The 17406-nt window shown below is 55.7% G+C and carries 16 protein-coding genes; 9 read left to right on the top strand and 7 right to left on the bottom strand.

Annotated features, from left to right (window positions below; all coding sequences use genetic code 11):
• Positions 1–115: 115 nt before the first annotated feature.
• The 5 genes from mepS to yejF all read left to right on the top strand — a co-directional run bounded on the left by mepS (position 116) and on the right by yejF (position 6433).
• Positions 116–694: a bifunctional murein DD-endopeptidase/murein LD-carboxypeptidase gene (gene mepS / locus AU511_RS04475; protein WP_094101003.1), complete on the top strand. Its 579-nt coding sequence runs from the start codon at positions 116–118 to the stop codon at positions 692–694.
• Between the two features lie 225 nt (positions 695–919).
• Positions 920–2728 (top strand): extracellular solute-binding protein, encoded by a 1809-nt coding sequence (locus AU511_RS04470; RefSeq protein ID WP_094108902.1) that lies wholly within the window; start codon positions 920–922, stop codon positions 2726–2728.
• Between the two features lie 9 nt (positions 2729–2737).
• Positions 2738–3817: a microcin C ABC transporter permease YejB gene (locus AU511_RS04465; RefSeq protein ID WP_094108901.1), complete on the top strand. Its 1080-nt coding sequence runs from the start codon at positions 2738–2740 to the stop codon at positions 3815–3817.
• The gene (locus AU511_RS04460) at positions 3814–4839 is read left to right on the top strand and encodes an ABC transporter permease (protein ID WP_094101000.1); all 1026 of its coding nucleotides are present in this window, start codon (positions 3814–3816) and stop codon (positions 4837–4839) included. The genes AU511_RS04465 and AU511_RS04460 overlap by 4 nt, the downstream gene beginning before the upstream one ends.
• 1 nt (position 4840) lies before the next feature.
• Entirely contained in the window at positions 4841–6433 is a 1593-nt protein-coding gene (gene yejF, locus AU511_RS04455; protein WP_094108900.1) for a microcin C ABC transporter ATP-binding protein YejF, read from the top strand.
• 26 nt (positions 6434–6459) lie between these two features.
• Here yejF and AU511_RS04450 read toward each other — a convergent pair whose 3' ends face one another.
• The 3 genes from AU511_RS04450 to rsuA form a co-directional block, all read right to left on the bottom strand.
• Positions 6460–6804 (bottom strand): YejG family protein, encoded by a 345-nt coding sequence (locus tag AU511_RS04450; protein ID WP_094102149.1) that lies wholly within the window; start codon positions 6802–6804, stop codon positions 6460–6462.
• 323 nt (positions 6805–7127) lie between these two features.
• Positions 7128–8318, bottom strand: a complete 1191-nt coding sequence (locus tag AU511_RS04445; RefSeq protein WP_094108899.1) for a Bcr/CflA family multidrug efflux MFS transporter — start codon at positions 8316–8318, stop codon at positions 7128–7130.
• Positions 8319–8470: 152 nt separating this feature from the next.
• The gene (gene rsuA / locus AU511_RS04440; protein WP_094108898.1) at positions 8471–9169 is read right to left on the bottom strand and encodes a 16S rRNA pseudouridine(516) synthase RsuA; all 699 of its coding nucleotides are present in this window, start codon (positions 9167–9169) and stop codon (positions 8471–8473) included.
• A 241-nt stretch (positions 9170–9410) separates the two neighbouring features.
• On the opposite strand from rsuA, the gene AU511_RS17395 reads away from it, so the two are divergent.
• The 3 genes from AU511_RS17395 (at position 9411) to rplY (ending at position 11779) form a co-directional block, all read left to right on the top strand.
• Positions 9411–9587 carry a hypothetical protein gene (locus tag AU511_RS17395; RefSeq protein WP_167371998.1) on the top strand — a complete coding sequence of 59 codons (177 nt, stop codon included), beginning with the start codon at positions 9411–9413 and terminating at the stop codon, positions 9585–9587.
• Between the two features lie 2 nt (positions 9588–9589).
• Positions 9590–11350: a DNA repair helicase RadD gene (radD, locus tag AU511_RS04435; protein ID WP_094108915.1), complete on the top strand. Its 1761-nt coding sequence runs from the start codon at positions 9590–9592 to the stop codon at positions 11348–11350.
• A 138-nt stretch (positions 11351–11488) separates the two neighbouring features.
• Positions 11489–11779 carry a 50S ribosomal protein L25 gene (gene rplY, locus AU511_RS04430; RefSeq protein ID WP_094102152.1) on the top strand — a complete coding sequence of 97 codons (291 nt, stop codon included), beginning with the start codon at positions 11489–11491 and terminating at the stop codon, positions 11777–11779.
• 272 nt (positions 11780–12051) lie between these two features.
• On the opposite strand, the gene AU511_RS04425 is transcribed toward rplY, so the two are convergent.
• From AU511_RS04425 to yejK, 4 genes are all read right to left on the bottom strand, one after another.
• Entirely contained in the window at positions 12052–13272 is a 1221-nt protein-coding gene (locus AU511_RS04425) for an L-lactate MFS transporter (protein ID WP_094108897.1), read from the bottom strand.
• A 136-nt stretch (positions 13273–13408) separates the two neighbouring features.
• Positions 13409–14143 (bottom strand): LytR/AlgR family response regulator transcription factor, encoded by a 735-nt coding sequence (locus tag AU511_RS04420; RefSeq protein WP_094102153.1) that lies wholly within the window; start codon positions 14141–14143, stop codon positions 13409–13411.
• A gap of 23 nt (positions 14144–14166) precedes the next feature.
• Positions 14167–15906, bottom strand: a complete 1740-nt coding sequence (locus tag AU511_RS04415) for a LytS/YhcK type 5TM receptor domain-containing protein (RefSeq protein WP_167371999.1) — start codon at positions 15904–15906, stop codon at positions 14167–14169.
• Positions 15907–15981: 75 nt separating this feature from the next.
• Complete coding sequence (gene yejK / locus AU511_RS04410) at positions 15982–16995, bottom strand: nucleoid-associated protein YejK (protein ID WP_094102155.1); 1014 nt, start codon at positions 16993–16995, stop codon at positions 15982–15984.
• Positions 16996–17172: 177 nt separating this feature from the next.
• On the opposite strand from yejK, the gene AU511_RS04405 reads away from it, so the two are divergent.
• The gene (locus AU511_RS04405; protein ID WP_094102156.1) at positions 17173–17400 is read left to right on the top strand and encodes a YejL family protein; all 228 of its coding nucleotides are present in this window, start codon (positions 17173–17175) and stop codon (positions 17398–17400) included.
• The last annotated feature ends 6 nt before the right edge of the window (positions 17401–17406 follow it).

Here is a 17406-nt window from a genome sequence, read left to right as displayed (position 1 = left end):
TTTGGCGATCCGGTTGTTGTCCCTAAATAACGATTCCTGAGTCTTATTTCGTTTGGCAAATACAGCATATAGCGATCGTTTCGTTCGCTAAGGACACGAAGGGAATATAACAACAATGGTCAAATCTCAACCGGTGCTGAGATACATCTGGCGGGCAGTGCCTGCCGTCGCGGTGGCAATTGTTCTCACCGCCTGCAGCAGCAATCACAGTGATACAGCATTAAATTCTCAGACTGATAGGCGTGTAGTTAATGGTGATCCTTCACTACAAGCCTCTCAGGCTGAATTCGAAGCGATGGTTCAGAACGTAGAAGTGAAAACCAAGCTGCTCGACCAGTACGCAAGCTGGAAAGGCGTCCGTTATCGCTTAGGCGGTCAGACCAAGAAAGGCATCGACTGTTCCGCCTTTGTTCAGCGCACATTCCGCGAACAATTTGGCATGGACCTTCCCCGCTCCAGCTACGAGCAGGAGGAAGTCGGTCAGAAAATTCAACGCAATAAATTACGCCCTGGTGATCTGGTCCTGTTCCGCGCCGGTTCGACAGGACGCCATGTCGGCATCTATCTCGGCGGCCAGCAGTTTGTCCACGCGTCAACCAGCAGCGGCGTCACTATCTCCAATCTGGACGAAACCTACTGGAAACACCGTTATCGGGAAGGACGTCGGGTACTCGCACAGGGTCCGCACAGCTGATCCTTTTTATTCCCTGTTGATGCCGACCAAACGAAATCCGAAACGCCGCACATTCATCGCGGCGTTTTTTATTGGCTCGCATCGGCTCCTGCCAACGCGGGAGGAATACACTAAAATGCCTCTGTGTACTTAGCGCCAACGCTTTTCACCCGGCAACACAATACGACCTATCAACACGTTGGCCTGCATGGCTTGAACGACGTTATACAGGAGTCAGCTGCCCCGATGTTTAAATCCGTCGCTTTCACCTTACTGTTTATCTCGTCCCCGCTATCGGGGTTAGCGGAGACGCTGCAACAGCCTTTTGCTTTCACCATGTTGGACGCCCCAAAGTACGATAAAAACTTCACCCATTTTGACTACGCCAACCCCGAGGCTCCGAAAGGCGGGCATATCACCCTCAGCGCGTTAGGCTCGTTCGATAATTTTAACCGATTTGCCTCACGTGGATTGCCGGCGGTCAGAACCGAAGCGCTTTATGATTCGCTGTACGTTAACTCCGATGATGAGTCCGGCAGCTATTACCCGTTGATCGCCAACGGCGCCCGCTACGACAGCGACTATCGTTGGCTGGAAGTCGACCTGAACCCACAAGCCCGTTTTCATGATGGTTCGCCGGTCACCGCCTCAGACGTCGCCTTCACCTTCAATACCTTTATGACCCAGGGCGTGCCGCAGTTTCGCGTGTATTACAAAGGCACCACCGCCCGCGCTCTTACCCCCCACACCGTGCGGTTCGACTTCGGCACACCGGATAAAGACAAAATGATCGGGCTGCTCACGCTGCCCGTTATTCCCCAAGCGTTCTGGGAACATCACAAGTTTAACGAGCCGCTGACACGCCCTCCCCTGGCGGGCGGCGCTTACCGAATTTCCGACTATCATATCGGTCAATACGTCGTATATTCCCGCGTAAAGGACTATTGGGCCGCCGACCTGCCGGTCAATAAAGGGCTATATAACTTCGACTCTATCCGCTACGACTACTATCTGGATGAAAACGTGGCTCTGGAAGCTTTCAAAGCTGGCGCTTTCGATATGCGCATCGAAACCTCGCCCAAACAGTGGACGACATTGTATCAAGGCGGCAACTTTTCCAGAGGTTATATCGTGAAGAAAGACGTGCTGAACACGGCGGCACAGTCGACGCGCTGGCTGGTATTCAATACCACAAGGCCGCTGTTTCAGGATCGGCGGGTGCGTCAGGCGCTCGCGCTGGCGTTTGATTTCAACTGGATGAACAAAGCGCTGTTCTATAACAGCTATCAGCGCGCCAATAGCCTGTTTCAAAACACAGAGTACGCGGCGACGGGAAGCCCGAGCGCCAGCGAGCTGCAGTGGCTGACGCCACTGAAAGACCGCCTTCCCGCGGAAGTCTTCGGCCCCGCTTACCGCCCGCCGGAATCTGACGGCAACGGTTATGACCGTACTCACCTGCTACAGGCGCTCGACTTGCTGAAACAGGCGGGCTGGGAGCTGAAAAACAACGAGCTGATTAACCCGCAGACCGGCCGGCCCTTCCGGTTCGAACTGCTGATTTCCAACGCAGGCAACGCCCAGTTCGTGCTGCCGTTTCAGCATAGCCTGAAGCGGCTTGGCATCGATATGACGGTGCGAATGGTGGATGCGCCGCAGTTCAATAACCGCCTGCGTAAACGGGACTTCGATATGCTGTCGCGCCCCTTTGCCACCGAACCATACCCCAGCGCCAATCTGGCGATTAGCTGGAGCAGCAAGTATCTCGACTCAAGCTACAACACCCCCGGCGTACAAGATCCCGCTATTGATCGCCTGATAGACGAAATTATTCGTCATCAGGGCGATAAGTCAGCATTACTGCCGCTAGGGCGCGCGCTAGACCGGGTGGTGACCTGGCATCAGTTCATGATCCCCATGTGGTTCAGCAATCACGACCGTTTTGCCTATTGGAACAAGTTCGGCATGCCCGCCGTGCGCCCCACGTACGCGCTGGGATTTGATAGCTGGTGGTACGACACCGACAAAGCCGCCACCCTACCGGCCGAACGGCAATAAGGACTGGATATGGGAACTTACCTGTTACGACGACTGCTCTTCGTGATCCCCACGCTGTGGGCGATCATCACCCTCAATTTTTTTATCGTACAAATCGCGCCCGGCGGACCGGTCGACCAGGCTATCGCCGCGATTGAGATGGGGCAACTAAGCGGCTATGGCAGCGGCGGCAACGCCAATGGCCCTAGCGGTAAACCCTCGGTAGAGAATACCTATCGCGGCGGTCGGGGGCTAGATCCGGAAGTGATACAGGAAATCACGCAGCGCTATGGCTTCGACAAGCCGCTGCACGAACGCTACTTCAAGATGCTGTGGGACTACGTGCGCTTCGACTTCGGCGACAGTCTGTTTCGCGGCGAGTCGGTGATTGGCCTCATCAAAGACCGCATGCCAGTGTCCATCTCGCTGGGACTCTGGAGCACGCTGATTATCTATCTGGTCTCGATACCTATGGGGATTAAAAAGGCGGTGCGGGACGGCTCTACCTTTGATACCTGGAGCAGCACGCTCATCGTTGTCGGCTACGCCATCCCGGCGTTTTTGTTCGCCATCCTGCTAATCGTGCTGTTCGCGGGCGGCAGCTATCTGAATTGGTTCCCGCTGCGCGGTTTAGTCTCCAGCCATTTCGACATTCTGCCTTGGTACGGCAAAATCACCGACTATCTGTGGCATATCACGCTACCGGTGTTGGCACTGGTCATCGGCGGCTTCGCCACGCTGACGATGCTGACCAAAAACGCCTTTTTGGATGAGATCCGCAAGCAGTACGTCGTCACGGCTCGCGCCAAGGGATTGAACGAGAGGAGTATTTTGTACCGTCATGTGTTCCGAAACGCCATGCTGCTGGTCATCGCTGGCTTTCCGGCCACCTTTATCAGCATGTTCTTTACCGGCTCGCTGCTCATCGAAGTGATGTTTTCGCTCAACGGGCTGGGACTGTTAGGTTATGACGCGACGTTGCAACGCGATTATCCCGTCATGTTCGGCACGTTGTATATTTTTACGATCGTCGGATTGTTGCTGAATATTATTAGCGATATGACCTATACGCTGGTTGATCCGCGTATTGATTTTGAGGAGCGCCAATGAGCCGACTGAGCCCGCCCAACCAGGCCCGCTGGGCGCGTTTTCGACACAATCGTCGGGGCTACTGGTCACTGTGGATTTTTTTGGTGTTCTTCATCGTGACGCTGTTTTCGGAGCTGATCGCCAACGATGCGCCGCTGCTGGTGCGTTATGACGGTCATTTTTATGTTCCTTTCATGGCGGACTACAGCGAAACCACCTTTGGCGGCCAGTTCGCCACCGCGGCCGACTATCGCGACCCCTATCTGGTCAAACGACTGGAAGATCACGGCTGGGCGATTTGGCCGCCGATCGGTTATCACTACGACACCATCAATTATGCCACGACTACGGCATTCCCTTCGCCGCCCTCCTGGGACAACCTGCTCGGCACCGACAGTCAGGGCAAGGACGTGTTGGCGCAGGTACTGTACGGCTTTCGTCTATCGCTTCTGTTCGGCCTGTCACTCACGCTGCTGTCCTCTATTATCGGCATTGTCGTCGGTGCGACGCAGGGCTACTACGGCGGGCGGCTTGATCTCTGGGGGCAACGCTTTATTGAAGTCTGGTCGGGAATGCCAACGCTGTTTTTGATTATTTTACTCTCCAGCGTGCTTCAGCCAACGTTCTGGTGGCTGCTGGCGATTACCGTACTGTTCGGGTGGATGACGCTGGTCGGCGTGGTGCGGGCGGAATTCCTGCGCACCCGCAACTTCGACTACATCCGCGCGGCTCAGGCCATGGGCGTCAGTGACATCATGATTATCTTCCGCTGTATGTTGCCCAACGCGATGGTGGCAACGCTCACCTATCTCCCGTTTATTCTGTGCGGTTCCATTATCACGCTGACATCGCTGGACTTTCTGGGCTTCGGCCTGCCGATGGGATCGCCGTCGCTGGGCGGACTGCTGCTTGAGGGCAAGAATAACCTGCAGGCGCCGTGGCTGGGGATCACCATTTTCATGGTGATGGCGCTCGTCCTTTCACTCCTTATCTTTATCGGCGAAGCGGTGCGCGACGCCTTTGACCCGAGCAAGGTGTATTGATATGACCCCGACTCCCCTGTTACAGATCAAGGATCTCAGCATCGCCTTTCAGCGCGGTGACACGGAGAGGCGCGTGGTGGACAGCGTCTCTTTCGATATCAACGCGGGCGAAACGCTCGCGCTGGTCGGCGAGTCCGGTTCGGGAAAAAGTGTGACGGCGCTGTCGATTTTGCGACTGCTGCCTTCCCCGCCGACGCGCTATCCTCAGGGCGACATCCTGTTCGAGGGCCAATCCCTGCTGCATGCGCAGGAAGAGACGCTAAGGCGGCTACGCGGCAATCGCATCGCCATGATTTTTCAGGAGCCGATGGTATCGCTCAATCCATTGCAAAGCGTGGAAAAGCAGTTGGCGGAAGTGCTATCCCTACATCGTGGAATGCGGCGGGAAGCCGCACGCGGCGAGATCATCGAGTGTCTGGAACGCGTCGGTATTCGGCAGGCTAAATCCCGCTTGGCGGACTACCCGCATCAGCTTTCGGGCGGAGAGCGTCAGCGCATCATGATCGCCATGGCGCTGCTCACTCAGCCTGACCTGTTGATTGCCGACGAACCGACCACGGCGCTGGATGTCACCGTACAGGCGCAAATCCTGACACTCTTGGCCGAATTGAAACAGGAGCTCGGGATGAGCCTGCTGTTCATCACGCATAACCTGAATATCGTCCGGCGACTGGCGGACAACATCGCCGTCATGCAAAGCGGCAAATGCGTTGAACTGAATCAGGCCAGCGCGCTGCTGACATCTCCCCAGCATCCCTACACGCGCCGCCTGTTGGACGCCGAGCCGACCGGTTCGCCACCTATGCTCACGACCGAAGACGCCCCGCTATTGGCGGTGAAGCATCTCAGCGTCAGCTTCCCGGTCAAACGCGGGTGGCTGGGACGTCAATCAGCGGAAAAAAAGGTGGTGAAGGACATCAGCTTTACGTTGCGACGGGGCGAAAGTCTGGGATTGGTCGGCGAATCCGGCTCCGGCAAAAGCACGACAGGGCTAGCGTTGCTGAGGCTATTGGCGTCTCAGGGTGAAATTTGGTTCGACGGCCAGCCGCTACATCAATTTGGTCGCCGTCAGATGCTGCCGATGCGTCGACGTATACAGGTCGTTTTTCAGGACCCGAACTCCTCGCTCAATCCGCGACTGAATGTGGAGCAGATTATTGCCGAAGGGCTCACCGTGCAGGCCAAAATGGCGCCTGCGGAGCGCGAAGCGCGGGTTATCGCCACGCTTCAAGAGGTAGGACTCGCCCCCGACAGTCGCCATCGCTATCCGTCCGAGTTCTCCGGCGGCCAGCGCCAGCGCATCGCCATCGCCCGCGCGCTGATCCTGAAACCCGAGCTTCTGATTCTCGACGAGCCGACTTCATCACTTGACCGAACCGTACAGGCGCAGATATTGACGCTGTTGCAGGCGCTGCAACGCAAACATGGGTTGGCTTACGTGTTTATAAGTCACGATTTGCAGGTGGTACGCACGTTATGCCACCAGGTCATGGTGTTGCAACAGGGGGATGTGGTGGAGCAGGGATCGTGCCGGGACGTCTTTACCCAACCGCAGCAACCCTACACGCGTGAGTTACTGCAATTATCGATGTGAGAGCAACCCGGCGGGTGGGTTGCCGTTCAGAAGGGATACCGCGCGCTGATAGGCTCGGCAATCGCCACGCCTAGATTTTTCAGACGGCATAAGGCGGTGCTTTCATCCTGACGGTGCAGAAACAGACAAGTCTCTCCTTCCCATTCCAGCACGCTGCACTCTACCTGGATTTCGTCGAGCGATCGTTTCAGCTGCGGCATAATACGGCGGGCATCTTCTTCATCATGACTTAACATCTTAAATCCGATGAGGTTATCGTCATCTTCGCTGCCGTTGAGGGGGATCGGTTCCACGCGGATACCCGTGCAACCGGTTAACCAACGGTAACTTTGCGGCAAACGATGAACCACCGAAAGTTGAAGACTATTCACAGCTGTTTTCCTCGGTTAAGCAAAAATGCAAATTTACAAAATAAAAACACAATAAAAACATCTTCGACGCGGGCTTCCTGCCTGACATCAGCCCTGCGCTATGGCGCTGGTCGCGGTAAAACCCGCTGGCGACCGGTTCGTGATAACCCATTCTGGCGGTTATAATTTGTTAAGGCGATCACGAATGAGGGGTAATTTTTGTTATATGTAACCTTTTACCCCCGATATCTCAACCGTTATTTTCATATTATTCACTTTTTAGAGCAAAACATTCACAATTAAGGAACATTTGTGTTTGTTCGTTGTGGCACGTTGCGATCGATTCAAGGTCGACGAGGCCGGTTGGCATAGAAATAAAGCGCCAATGCGCCTCCCGAACACACCACCATACTGATGACCATCGGCCAGGCCGTATGGAATGCCGCCACCGACAGCGCAACGCCGACCAGCGACCCCAATCCGAAACGCAACGTCCCTGCGACGGAGGAGGCTGTCCCCGCCATGTGCGGAAAATCGCCCAGCACCACGGCCAGCGCATTCGAGGCGACCGTCGCCACGCAGCCGACATAGATGGCCACCCCGACGACCAGCGGCAGAAATCCCAGATGCAAGGCACAGACCGCCACCAGAAAGATCCCCATGACAAACTGAATCAGAATGCCCAGTCGGAACATGAACAACGCGCCCATTTTCGACACGATGCGGCTGTTCAACAACGTCATCAGGAACAGGAAGATGATGTTAAGCGCAAAATAGTAACCGAAATTCTGTGGCGACACGCCGTTCAGATCGATGTACACGAACGGCCCAGCGCTGAGAAACGAGAACATACCGGCGAACGACAAGCCGCTGGCGAGCATATAACTCATCACTCGACGATGTCGGAACAGCAGCACAAAGTTGTTCAGCGTCGTTTGCAGGTTGAACCGCTGTCGACGTTCGGGCGGCAGCGACTCACGCACATATTTCCAGACCAGCACAGAGGTCAAAAGCGATGCGGCGGCAATCGTCCAGAAGATGGCGTGCCAGTTCAACCAAAACAGCAGCGCCCCGCCCAAAATAGGTGCCAGCAGTGGAGCGACGGTCATGACCAAGATGACAAACGACATCATCCGCGAGAACTCTTCTTTGGAGAACAGATCCCGCATCAGCGCATTGATGACCACGCTGGCAGACGCGGCGGACAGGCCGTGAAGAAAACGCATCGCCACCAACTGCTCCACCGTTTGCGCCAGCGCGCAGGCGACGGCTGCGATCGTAAACATGATCACGCCCCCGAGGATCACCGGGCGTCGTCCGACGCTGTCCGACATCGGGCCGTAGAAAATCTGGCCGATGGCGAAGCCGAAGATATAGGCGCTGAGCGTCATCTGCACGCGCCCGGCTTCAACGTTAAACTCTTTGGCGATGACCGGGAGCGCCGGCAGATACATGTCGATCGCCAGCGGCATCAGCATGGAGATCAGGCCCAGAATAACAATCAGGCCAACGCGGGAAGGGAGTTGAGCTTGCACTGAAAATCATTCTCCTGATAGACAACACGATCCCACGACGATGAATCGCCAGGCCCCGCACTCTTTCACCCACCGCTGTGACGGACGCGGGCGAGTGACGAAACGCGGGTCTAAGGGACCCCCATACCGACGACGCCCCAGCCCAGAGACGACTAAAGCCCGACGCTGGCCACTTCTTCCGGCGTGAGAGGACGATACTCCCCCTCATCCAGCGCGTCATCCAGGACGATGCCGCCAATACGCTCCCGGTGAAGCGCCACCACGTGGTTACCCACCGCGGCGAACATTCTTTTCACCTGATGGTAGCGACCTTCGCTGATGGTCAACCGTACCTGTTGGTCGTCGACCTGCTCCAGCCTTGCGGGCAACGTCAGACTTTTTTCATTATTCAACTGGATCCCAGCGGCGAACTGCGCGGCCGTTTCTGGCTGTAGCGGCTGTTCCAGCGTCACAAGATAGGTTTTCTCGCAGTGATGTTTGGGCGAAGTGATGCGATGAGACCACTGCCCGTCATCCGTCAACAACACCAGTCCGCTGGTATCGATATCCAGACGGCCTGCGGCATGTAACTTGTGCGCCATCGGCTCATCCATGAAGTATAGGATAGTCGGGTGGTCCGGATCGTCGGTAGAACAGACATAGCCCTGCGGCTTATGCAGCATGAAATAGCGCGGCCCGTGCTGTTGTTCGAGGGGACGACCGTCAAACTCGACGATCTGGTCCGGCAACAGCTTGAAAGCGCCGGTTTTAATGACTTCGCCATCGACTGTGACTCGCTGCGCGCGCAGTTCGCGCGCGACCAGAGAACGGCTGAGTCCTAACTGCTGAGATAAAAATTTGTCCAATCGCATTAACGGTTTACTGCCTATATTGCATATGTGGCTGGTCAGGGCTTGGCCCTGCGTGCAGGAGCTATCCATCGTGTCGCTGTGTTCGCCGCGTCGACCGCAAATGCTTACGGGTTGACCGGCTCAGCGCCTACCGTTGCTCGCTCCTCTCCTGAGTAATAGGCATAATAGAATCAATTTCGCCCCTGTCCAAGCGGCGGAACCCCTCTACGCGGCCGAGAGCATATTCAAAAGGAGCCTTATTATGTCATCAATTCAGCGTCATGAAGTACTACAAATGATGATTGCGGCCAGGCGCTTCATCGCGGCACCCCTTGGGTTCTCCACCCTTGCCGCCGTTTTCACTCAGCGCTTTGGTCTTGATACCCACGTAGGAGAACGCAAGTCCATCCTTTATCCGACTCGCCTTCGCAATCGCTAATGATGTCGTTCACGCTACGTCCTTACCAGCGCGAGGCCGTCGACGCCACGCTGGACTACTTTCGTCATCACGCCTCACCCGCCGTGATCGTCCTTCCTACCGGCGCGGGCAAAAGTCTGGTGATTGCCGAGCTGGCGCGACTCGCTCGCGGTCGCGTGTTGGTATTGGCGCACGTCAAAGAGCTGGTGGAGCAAAACCATGCCAAGTATCGGGCGCTGGGGCTGGAAGCCGATATTTTTTCCGCTGGACTGCGCCAACGTCAAAGCCAGGGCAAAGTTGTCTTCGGCAGCGTTCAGTCCGTCGCACGTCACCTCGCGCATTTCGATCAGGCGTTTTCACTGCTGATCGTCGACGAGTGTCACCGCATCGGGGACGCCGACGACAGTCAATACCGCCAGATATTGCGCCATTTGCAAACTGTCAATTCACGGCTGCGTCTGCTGGGTCTCACCGCAACGCCCTATCGGCTCGGCAAGGGGTGGATCTATCAATACCACTATCATGGAATGGTGCGGGGAGACGAGAACTGCCTGTTTCGCGACTGCATCTACGAGCTGCCGCTGCGATACATGATCAAACACGGCTTTCTGGTGCCGCCTGAACGACTGGATATGCCGGTGATTCAGTACGACTTCAGCAAACTGAACGTTCAGAGCCACGGTTTGTTCAGCGAGGCCGATCTCAACCGAGAACTGAAACGTCAAAAACGCGTCACACCACAAATTATCCGTCAAATTCAGGATTACGGCGCCGACCGCAAAGGCGTGATGATCTTCGCCGCGACGGTGGAACACGCGACCGAAATCACCGGCCTGCTGCCGGAGGGCGAAGCCGCGCTCATCAGCGGCGAAACGCCGCCTGGGGAGCGCGATGCCTTGATTACGGCGTTCAAACAGCAGCAGTTACGCTACCTGGTTAACGTGTCCGTGCTGACCACGGGTTTTGACGCGCCTCATGTCGATCTTATCGCCATTCTGCGCCCCACCGAGTCCGTCAGCCTGTATCAGCAAATCGTCGGGCGCGGCCTGCGTCTCTCTCCCGGCAAAACCGACTGCCTGATTTTGGACTACGCGGGTAACCCCTTCGACCTCTACACACCGGAAGTGGGCGCCAGCAAGTCGCACGCGGACAGCCAGCCGGTGCAAGTCTTCTGCCCACAGTGCGGCTTTGCCAATCTGTTCTGGGGAAAATGTACGGAAGACGGCACGGTGATCGAGCATTTCGGTCGCCGCTGTCAGGGATTTACCGAAGAGGACGACGGCCGACGCGAGCAGTGTGATTATCGCTTCCGCTTTAAGAGCTGCCCGCACTGTGGCGCCGAAAACGACATCGCCGCCCGCCATTGCCATCAGTGCGACGCCGTGCTGGTCGATCCGGACGATATGCTCAAAGCCGCGCTAAAACTCCGCGACGCCCTCGTGCTGCGCTGCAGCGGCATGAGCCTGACGCCGGGTCAAGATAGCAAAGGCGACTGGCTGCGCATCACCTACCACGATGAGGACGGCGCGGAGGTCAACGAACGTTTCCGGCTGCATACGCCTGCGCAACGAAGCGCCTTTGAGTTTCTATTTCTGCGCGTTCATCAACGCGCCCCTGGCGTCCCCTTTGCGTGGAAAACCAGCGCCGACATCCTGCAACAACAGGAACGACTGCGCGCGCCCGACTTCGTTGTTGCCCGACAGCAGGGAAAGTTTTGGCAAATTCGTGAAAAACTGTTCGATTATCAGGGCCGCTACCGACGCGCCAATGAGCTACGCGGCTGAGTACACGGCGGTTTTATTTGCCCGAAGCGCCATATTCCGCTAGAATTCCGCCCGCTTTTGCTTCGGCATGAGCAGAATCATCCCACCTGTTGCTGGGTCGCCTGTAGCAGGATCACTTTTATATAAGTAGAGAAAGCAATGATTACTATCAACGCAGAAGTTCGTAAAGAGCAGGGCAAGGGTGCGAGCCGCCGCCTGCGCATCGCCGGTAAATTCCCCGCTATCGTTTACGGTGGTACGGAAGCGCCGATCGCTATCGAACTGGATCACGATCCGGTTAAAAACCTGGAAGAGCGTACGGGTGAGCCGTTCTACACCGAAGCTCTGACTCTGGTTATTGATGGCAAAGAAACTAAAGTGAAGATTCAGGCTGTGCAGCGTCACGTGTACAAACCTAAACTGACTCACATCGACTTCGTTCGCGTTTAATTACGTCTCGAGTCATCCCGCTGTTTCAGCGGATAAAAAACGCCGCCTTGCGGCGTTTTTTTTTTATGCTTCAATCCCCCCCCCCTTCCCCTCTATCGACCATCAGGTCAGTGTTGCCTTGCAGAAGCCCTGCATGAATTGGCATAGCGTCTGTCAAACGCGTCAATGACCCGCCACTGACATCACGCGGGCAGCAACACGTCGCTAGCGATGGCTGACACAGCACAAAAAAGCCTCCAAATGGAGGCTTTTAGGCATAGGAGATGGAAGGCTTAGGCGTTGCTGCTCTGCGTCACCAGCTTCGCTGACTGTGAAGGCGTCGACTTAGGCGGTCTGATCACCAGCGTAATCAGCAGAGAGATGACCGACAGCACGGTGATGACGATAAAGGTGCTCTGGAAACCGCCCAGCTGCGCAGCGATGAAGGAACCAGACAACGCCCCCAGACCAAACCCCTGATAAATCAACCCGTAGTTTTTGCTGTGGTGACGCAGACCGAAGAAGTCACCCACGATAGCCGGGAAGACCGTGATGTTTCCCCCGAAGCAGAAGGCAACCGCGCCGGTGCACAGGAAGAAGGTCAGATGATTCATCGGCAGGAAGGCCATGACAGAGACAGAGACCGCCGTGACCAGCAAGGTAAAGTTAATCACCCGCAAACGGCCGACTTTGTCGGACAGCGATCCCAGAATCAAACGCCCTGCCGTGTTGCAGATCGCGATGGCGGAAACGGCGTTAGCGGCGGTGACCGCATCCAGGCCCACCATGCGTACGCCGATATCCTTGGCGATACCAATCAGGTACAGACCGCTCATGCAGGCCGTGAAGAACACAACAAACAGCATCCAGGACTCTTTCACTGCCAGCATCTCGCTGACGGTAAAGTTGATGTTGCCTGCGCCAGTTGCATTGGGCGCGGAAGGCTGTACTTGCGCTTCTTTCAGCAGCAGAGAACCCGTCACGATTAACGCCATCGCCATCATTCCCCACCAGAAGAACGTCTGGGAAATGCCGACTTGGCCCAACAAGGCGCTGTTGATGTATTTGAACAGCAGACTACCCGTACCGTAAGCGCCCACGGAAACGCCGGCAATCACGCCCTTACGATTGGGGAACCATTTGATCAGGTTGGACAACGTGGTGATGTAGGCCGTACCGTCGGCGAAGCCGACCACGACCCCGACCAGCAGCCAGATCGCCGTCAGTGAGGTGACGTAGGCGCTGCACATCAGGGCCAGCCCCAGCACCAGGCCGGAAATCAACGTCAGTTTGCGAATGCCGATGCGTTCCTGAATGCGGCCGGCAAACAGGGTGGCGAAAGCCAGGAAGAAGCTGGTAATGGAGAACGTCGTGGCGACAGAGCCCAGCGACCAGTTAAATTTGTCGACCAAAGGCTGGTTGTAGAGGCTCCAGGTATAAATAGTTCCCAGACCCATTTGCGCCAGGATAGTTCCTACCACAATCACTGCACGATTTACCGGTTTGGCGTTCATTCCGGATCCCTCATTAATTTTCTGGTGTTGAAATGAGCAGGTAAAGGCACCTGCTGAATGACACCATTATAAAGAGGGGAATCGTCCATGCGTTTAGTCAGGGCATGAACTGCTGCCTGGAGGGAATGAACTGCCGTTAAAGGCGCATTAACTGCCGGAACTCTTTGACCTTGCCCCGGCTGACGGGCACCTGGAAATCCAAATCGCTGAGCTTAAGGATGTAGGTATTGTTGAACCACGGTTCGATTTCGCGGATTTTACTCAAGTTGACGCAGTAGGAACGATGGCAGCGAAAGAAGTAAGCTTCGGGCAGTCGGCTACAGAACTCGGTGATGTTCATCGACATCACATATTCGTCCCGCTTGGTGTAGACGAATGTCAGCTTTTCATGCGATTCCGCGTAGTAGATGTCGTGAATATTGGTCACGATAATGCGCTTATCTTTCACCAGATTGATGGTCATCGGCGCCGATCGCCCTACGCCGCCGACGGCGGTCGTGGTTTGTTGCTGGTGCCACGCCGTCTCGAGCTTCTGAAGCATACTGACGATGCGCGTTTCGTGATACGGCTTCAGGATGTAGTCGAATGCTTCCAGCTCAAACGCTTCAACCGCATGGTTTTTATAGGCGGTAATAAAGACGATGAGCGGTTTGTGGGCGAACTGACTAATATTTTTCGCCAACAACACCCCGTCCAGCGAGGGAATATTAATATCCAGAAAGATGGCATCCACCTTGTGGTGCTGAAGGTATTTCAGCACGTCGAGGCCGTCATCAAAGACCCCTTCTACTTCAATCTGACTGTGTTCTTTGATGAGCCAGCTTAGCTCTTGCTGAGCAAGAAACTCGTCTTCAACAATAATCGCTTTCACTAAAATATCCTGATTAACTCAGCTCAGGGAGGGAAGGCTACCGCGCTTTCCGGCAGCGACGCCCCGTTTTTACTGATGTAGAACTCGATTTCCGTCCCCGGATGCAACTGCCGGATGTGCAAACCTTCGCCATACAACAGCTTGATACGGTGATGCACATTCAACAGCCCGATTTTATTCCCCGGCATTTCATTTTTGGCGACCCGCTCAATCACTTCGTCACTGATGCCGCTGCCGGTGTCGCGCACCGCAACGCGAATACGGTCGTCCACGTCCTGGATACTCAGTACCACTACGCCGTTGCCCTTACAGGGGCGGACACCATGCACGATGGCATTTTCGATCAGCGGCTGGATCAACAGGCTGGGAATATGGCAGCTGACGTCCTCGTCGATGTCATACAGCACCGTCAGCTTATCCCCGAAGCGCGCCTGCTCGATGGCAATGTAATCTTTGACCTGATAAAGCTCGCTTTTGATATCGATTAGCTCGTCATCGTTGCGCTCCAGGTTGTAACGCAGATAGCGCGACAAATTGATAATCAGCTGCCGCGCCGTATCGGGATTTAGCCGAATGGATGTAGAGATGGCATTCAGCGCGTTAAACAGAAAATGCGGGTTAATTTTACTCTGTAAAGCCCGCAGCTCCGCCCTGTCCGCCATTTCTCTCAGTTGCTCGGCGCGAGACACTTCCAACTGCGTGGAGATAATCTGCGACAAACCGATCGCCATCTCTTTCAATGACCAGGTGATACGGTAGGCATGGCGATAGTAAATCTTCAACGTACCCGTCACCTTGCCCTTTTCCCGCAGCGGAATCACGATCATCGAGTGGATTTCCGGCGTACGATGCGCCTCATCATTATTTTTGATGATGATTTTGCCGCTTTTCAGCGCATGGAGCGTGGTCGGGCTGAGGTCACGATCGCCGCTATGATACTTTTCCTCGCCGAAGCCGACATAGGTCAGCACCTGCTGAGTGTTGGTCATCGCCACCGCGTCCGCGTTGATGTCGGTGCGGATGATGTCGCACACCTTGCGCAGCGACTCGATATTCACGTGCCGGAATAACGGCAGCGTTTTATTGGCGATATCCAGCGCCAGCTTGGCCTGTCGGGCGGCTATAGCTTCTTTCTCGCCTTCAACGCTGCGCACCAGCAGCACGATCAGTCCAATGCTGACGGTGCCGAGAATCATCGGGATCGCGATATGAGCCACGATGTCTAATCCTAGCGCAATCGGCCGCGTCCACAGCACCACCAGCAGCATGGTCAACGTTTCACACAGCATGCCGCCGACGATACCGATGCTCCAATGCTTGTTGCGGGGAATTCGCTGGTGGATCCAGGCGGACATAAAACCGGCCACGATGCTCGTCACCAGACAGGGCACCGACGTAATGCCGTGGATATCGATGAGGTAGCGGTGTAGCCCGGCAATAATCCCCGTGGTGATGCCGACCCAGGGGCCGAACAGAATCCCGCCAGACATCACGGCCACCACGCGCACGTTCACCAGAGAGCCATCGACATTTATGCCCGACCAGGTGCTGAACAGCGCGAACATGGAAAAAATCGCCGTGACCACGAACAGGTCGAACGGCGAGTGTTCATCCTGCTGCAACAGCTGCCGGAAATGGCGCGTTCGGGTCAGGAAAAAGAGGCAAATCAGCATCAAGGCGGCACGATCGTACACCGCCAGCAGCATATTGAGGTTAGATTGCACGGGAATCTCACGCCATGAAAACGGATGCAGAAGCGCCATCATAAGGCAGTCTGCATCCGAGTGACAAATACCATTAAAATACCAGGCGCGACGGCCCCGCGCCGTTCGGCTCCGTTAGCGATCGCCGCCGCCGCTGAGTCGTCGCTGTAGCTGGTCACGCAGGTTGGGTGGCGTGCCCTTGATGGTCAGCGTATCGGTCGCCGCATCCCAGAAGATACGTTCGCCCAAGAGCAACGCGTCGAAATTGAGGCTCAGACCGCCGCCGCTACCGGCGAACTTGGTCAGCTGACGCAGTGTACTGCGATCGGCCGGAAAGCTCTCCGCCAGCTCGTAACCCTGCTCTGTCGTGAAGGCTTCCAGCGTTTTGTCGCCCAGGGGCGGCAGTTCCTGAGACAGGGAGGACAGCGCGATCTCTTCCCCCGACTGCAACTGTTCGTTGCAGTAGCTGTAAACCTGCTGGCGGTATTCCTGACGCTCATTCTTATCCAGCGCCGCTTCAGCACAGTACTCATCGACCGCCTTCAGCAAACCACGGTTCTGCGCTTTGGTGTCCAGCCCTTCCGTCGCGCCGAGAAAATCCATGAAGAAGTCGGAGACTTTACGTCCCACGCGACCTTTCAGGAATGTCAGATAGCGCGTGGACTCAGGATTGGTGTCCCATTCGGTCAAATCGATGCGGGCCACAATATCGGCGTGGTTGATGTCCAGATAGTGGGTGTTGCTGATATCCAACTGCTCGTTGACGCGCAGGCTGCTACAGCTGTTCAGGACAGTTACCAGCAGATACTCCACCGCCAGATAGCGATACTGGCAGAACAGCACGATACCGCCGTCGGCGAACGGGTACTTCGCCAGTTCGTCGCGCAAACGGCCGGTAGCCGCACGAGTAAATGCCAGGAAGTCCTCATCGCCTTTGCGGCACGCCCGCAGCGCATCCGCCAGCTCGCTTTGCTCGTTAAACAGACCGTAGGCTTTGTTTTTGGCGCTGTAGACCCGGTGCAATTCAGCCATCATGTCGTTCACGGCGTCGTTGGGGGTCAGCAGCGAGTCGCGAAGCACTAAATCCAACGTTTGCTCGTCGCGCTTGATTAACTGATGCAGGGCAATCTGGTCGATATCCAGACTCATGTTAGACTCTCCTTTTAGCAAGGTGCGTATTCAAGCACCTCAGCGTAGTTGCTGCAACCTTATCCGCCGTGGTCGCCTCGTCCCGTCACTGACATTGTTTAAAGCAATAAAAGTGCGGAAAACGGTGCCTCTATACGGTAATATGTTCGACTTTAACCGTCTGAGAATTACCATTTTATGCCACAATCATCCCGTTATAGTGACGAACAAGTTGAACAACTGCTGTCGGATTTGGTCAATATTCTGGAAAAACATCGCGCGCCAACCGATCTTGCTTTGATGGTGCTGGGAAATATGGTCACAAACCTGCTGAATACCAGCGTCGCTCCGGCCCAACGTCAGATGTTGGCGCGTTCCTTTGCCGAAGCGTTGCAGTCTTCGGTGAAAGCTGACAACACACACTGATGCCGA

The sequence above is a fragment of the Lonsdalea iberica genome (genome assembly GCF_002111585.1).
Classification (GTDB): Bacteria; Pseudomonadota; Gammaproteobacteria; order Enterobacterales; family Enterobacteriaceae; genus Lonsdalea; species Lonsdalea iberica.
This window is presented reverse-complemented; position numbering and strand designations above follow the sequence as displayed.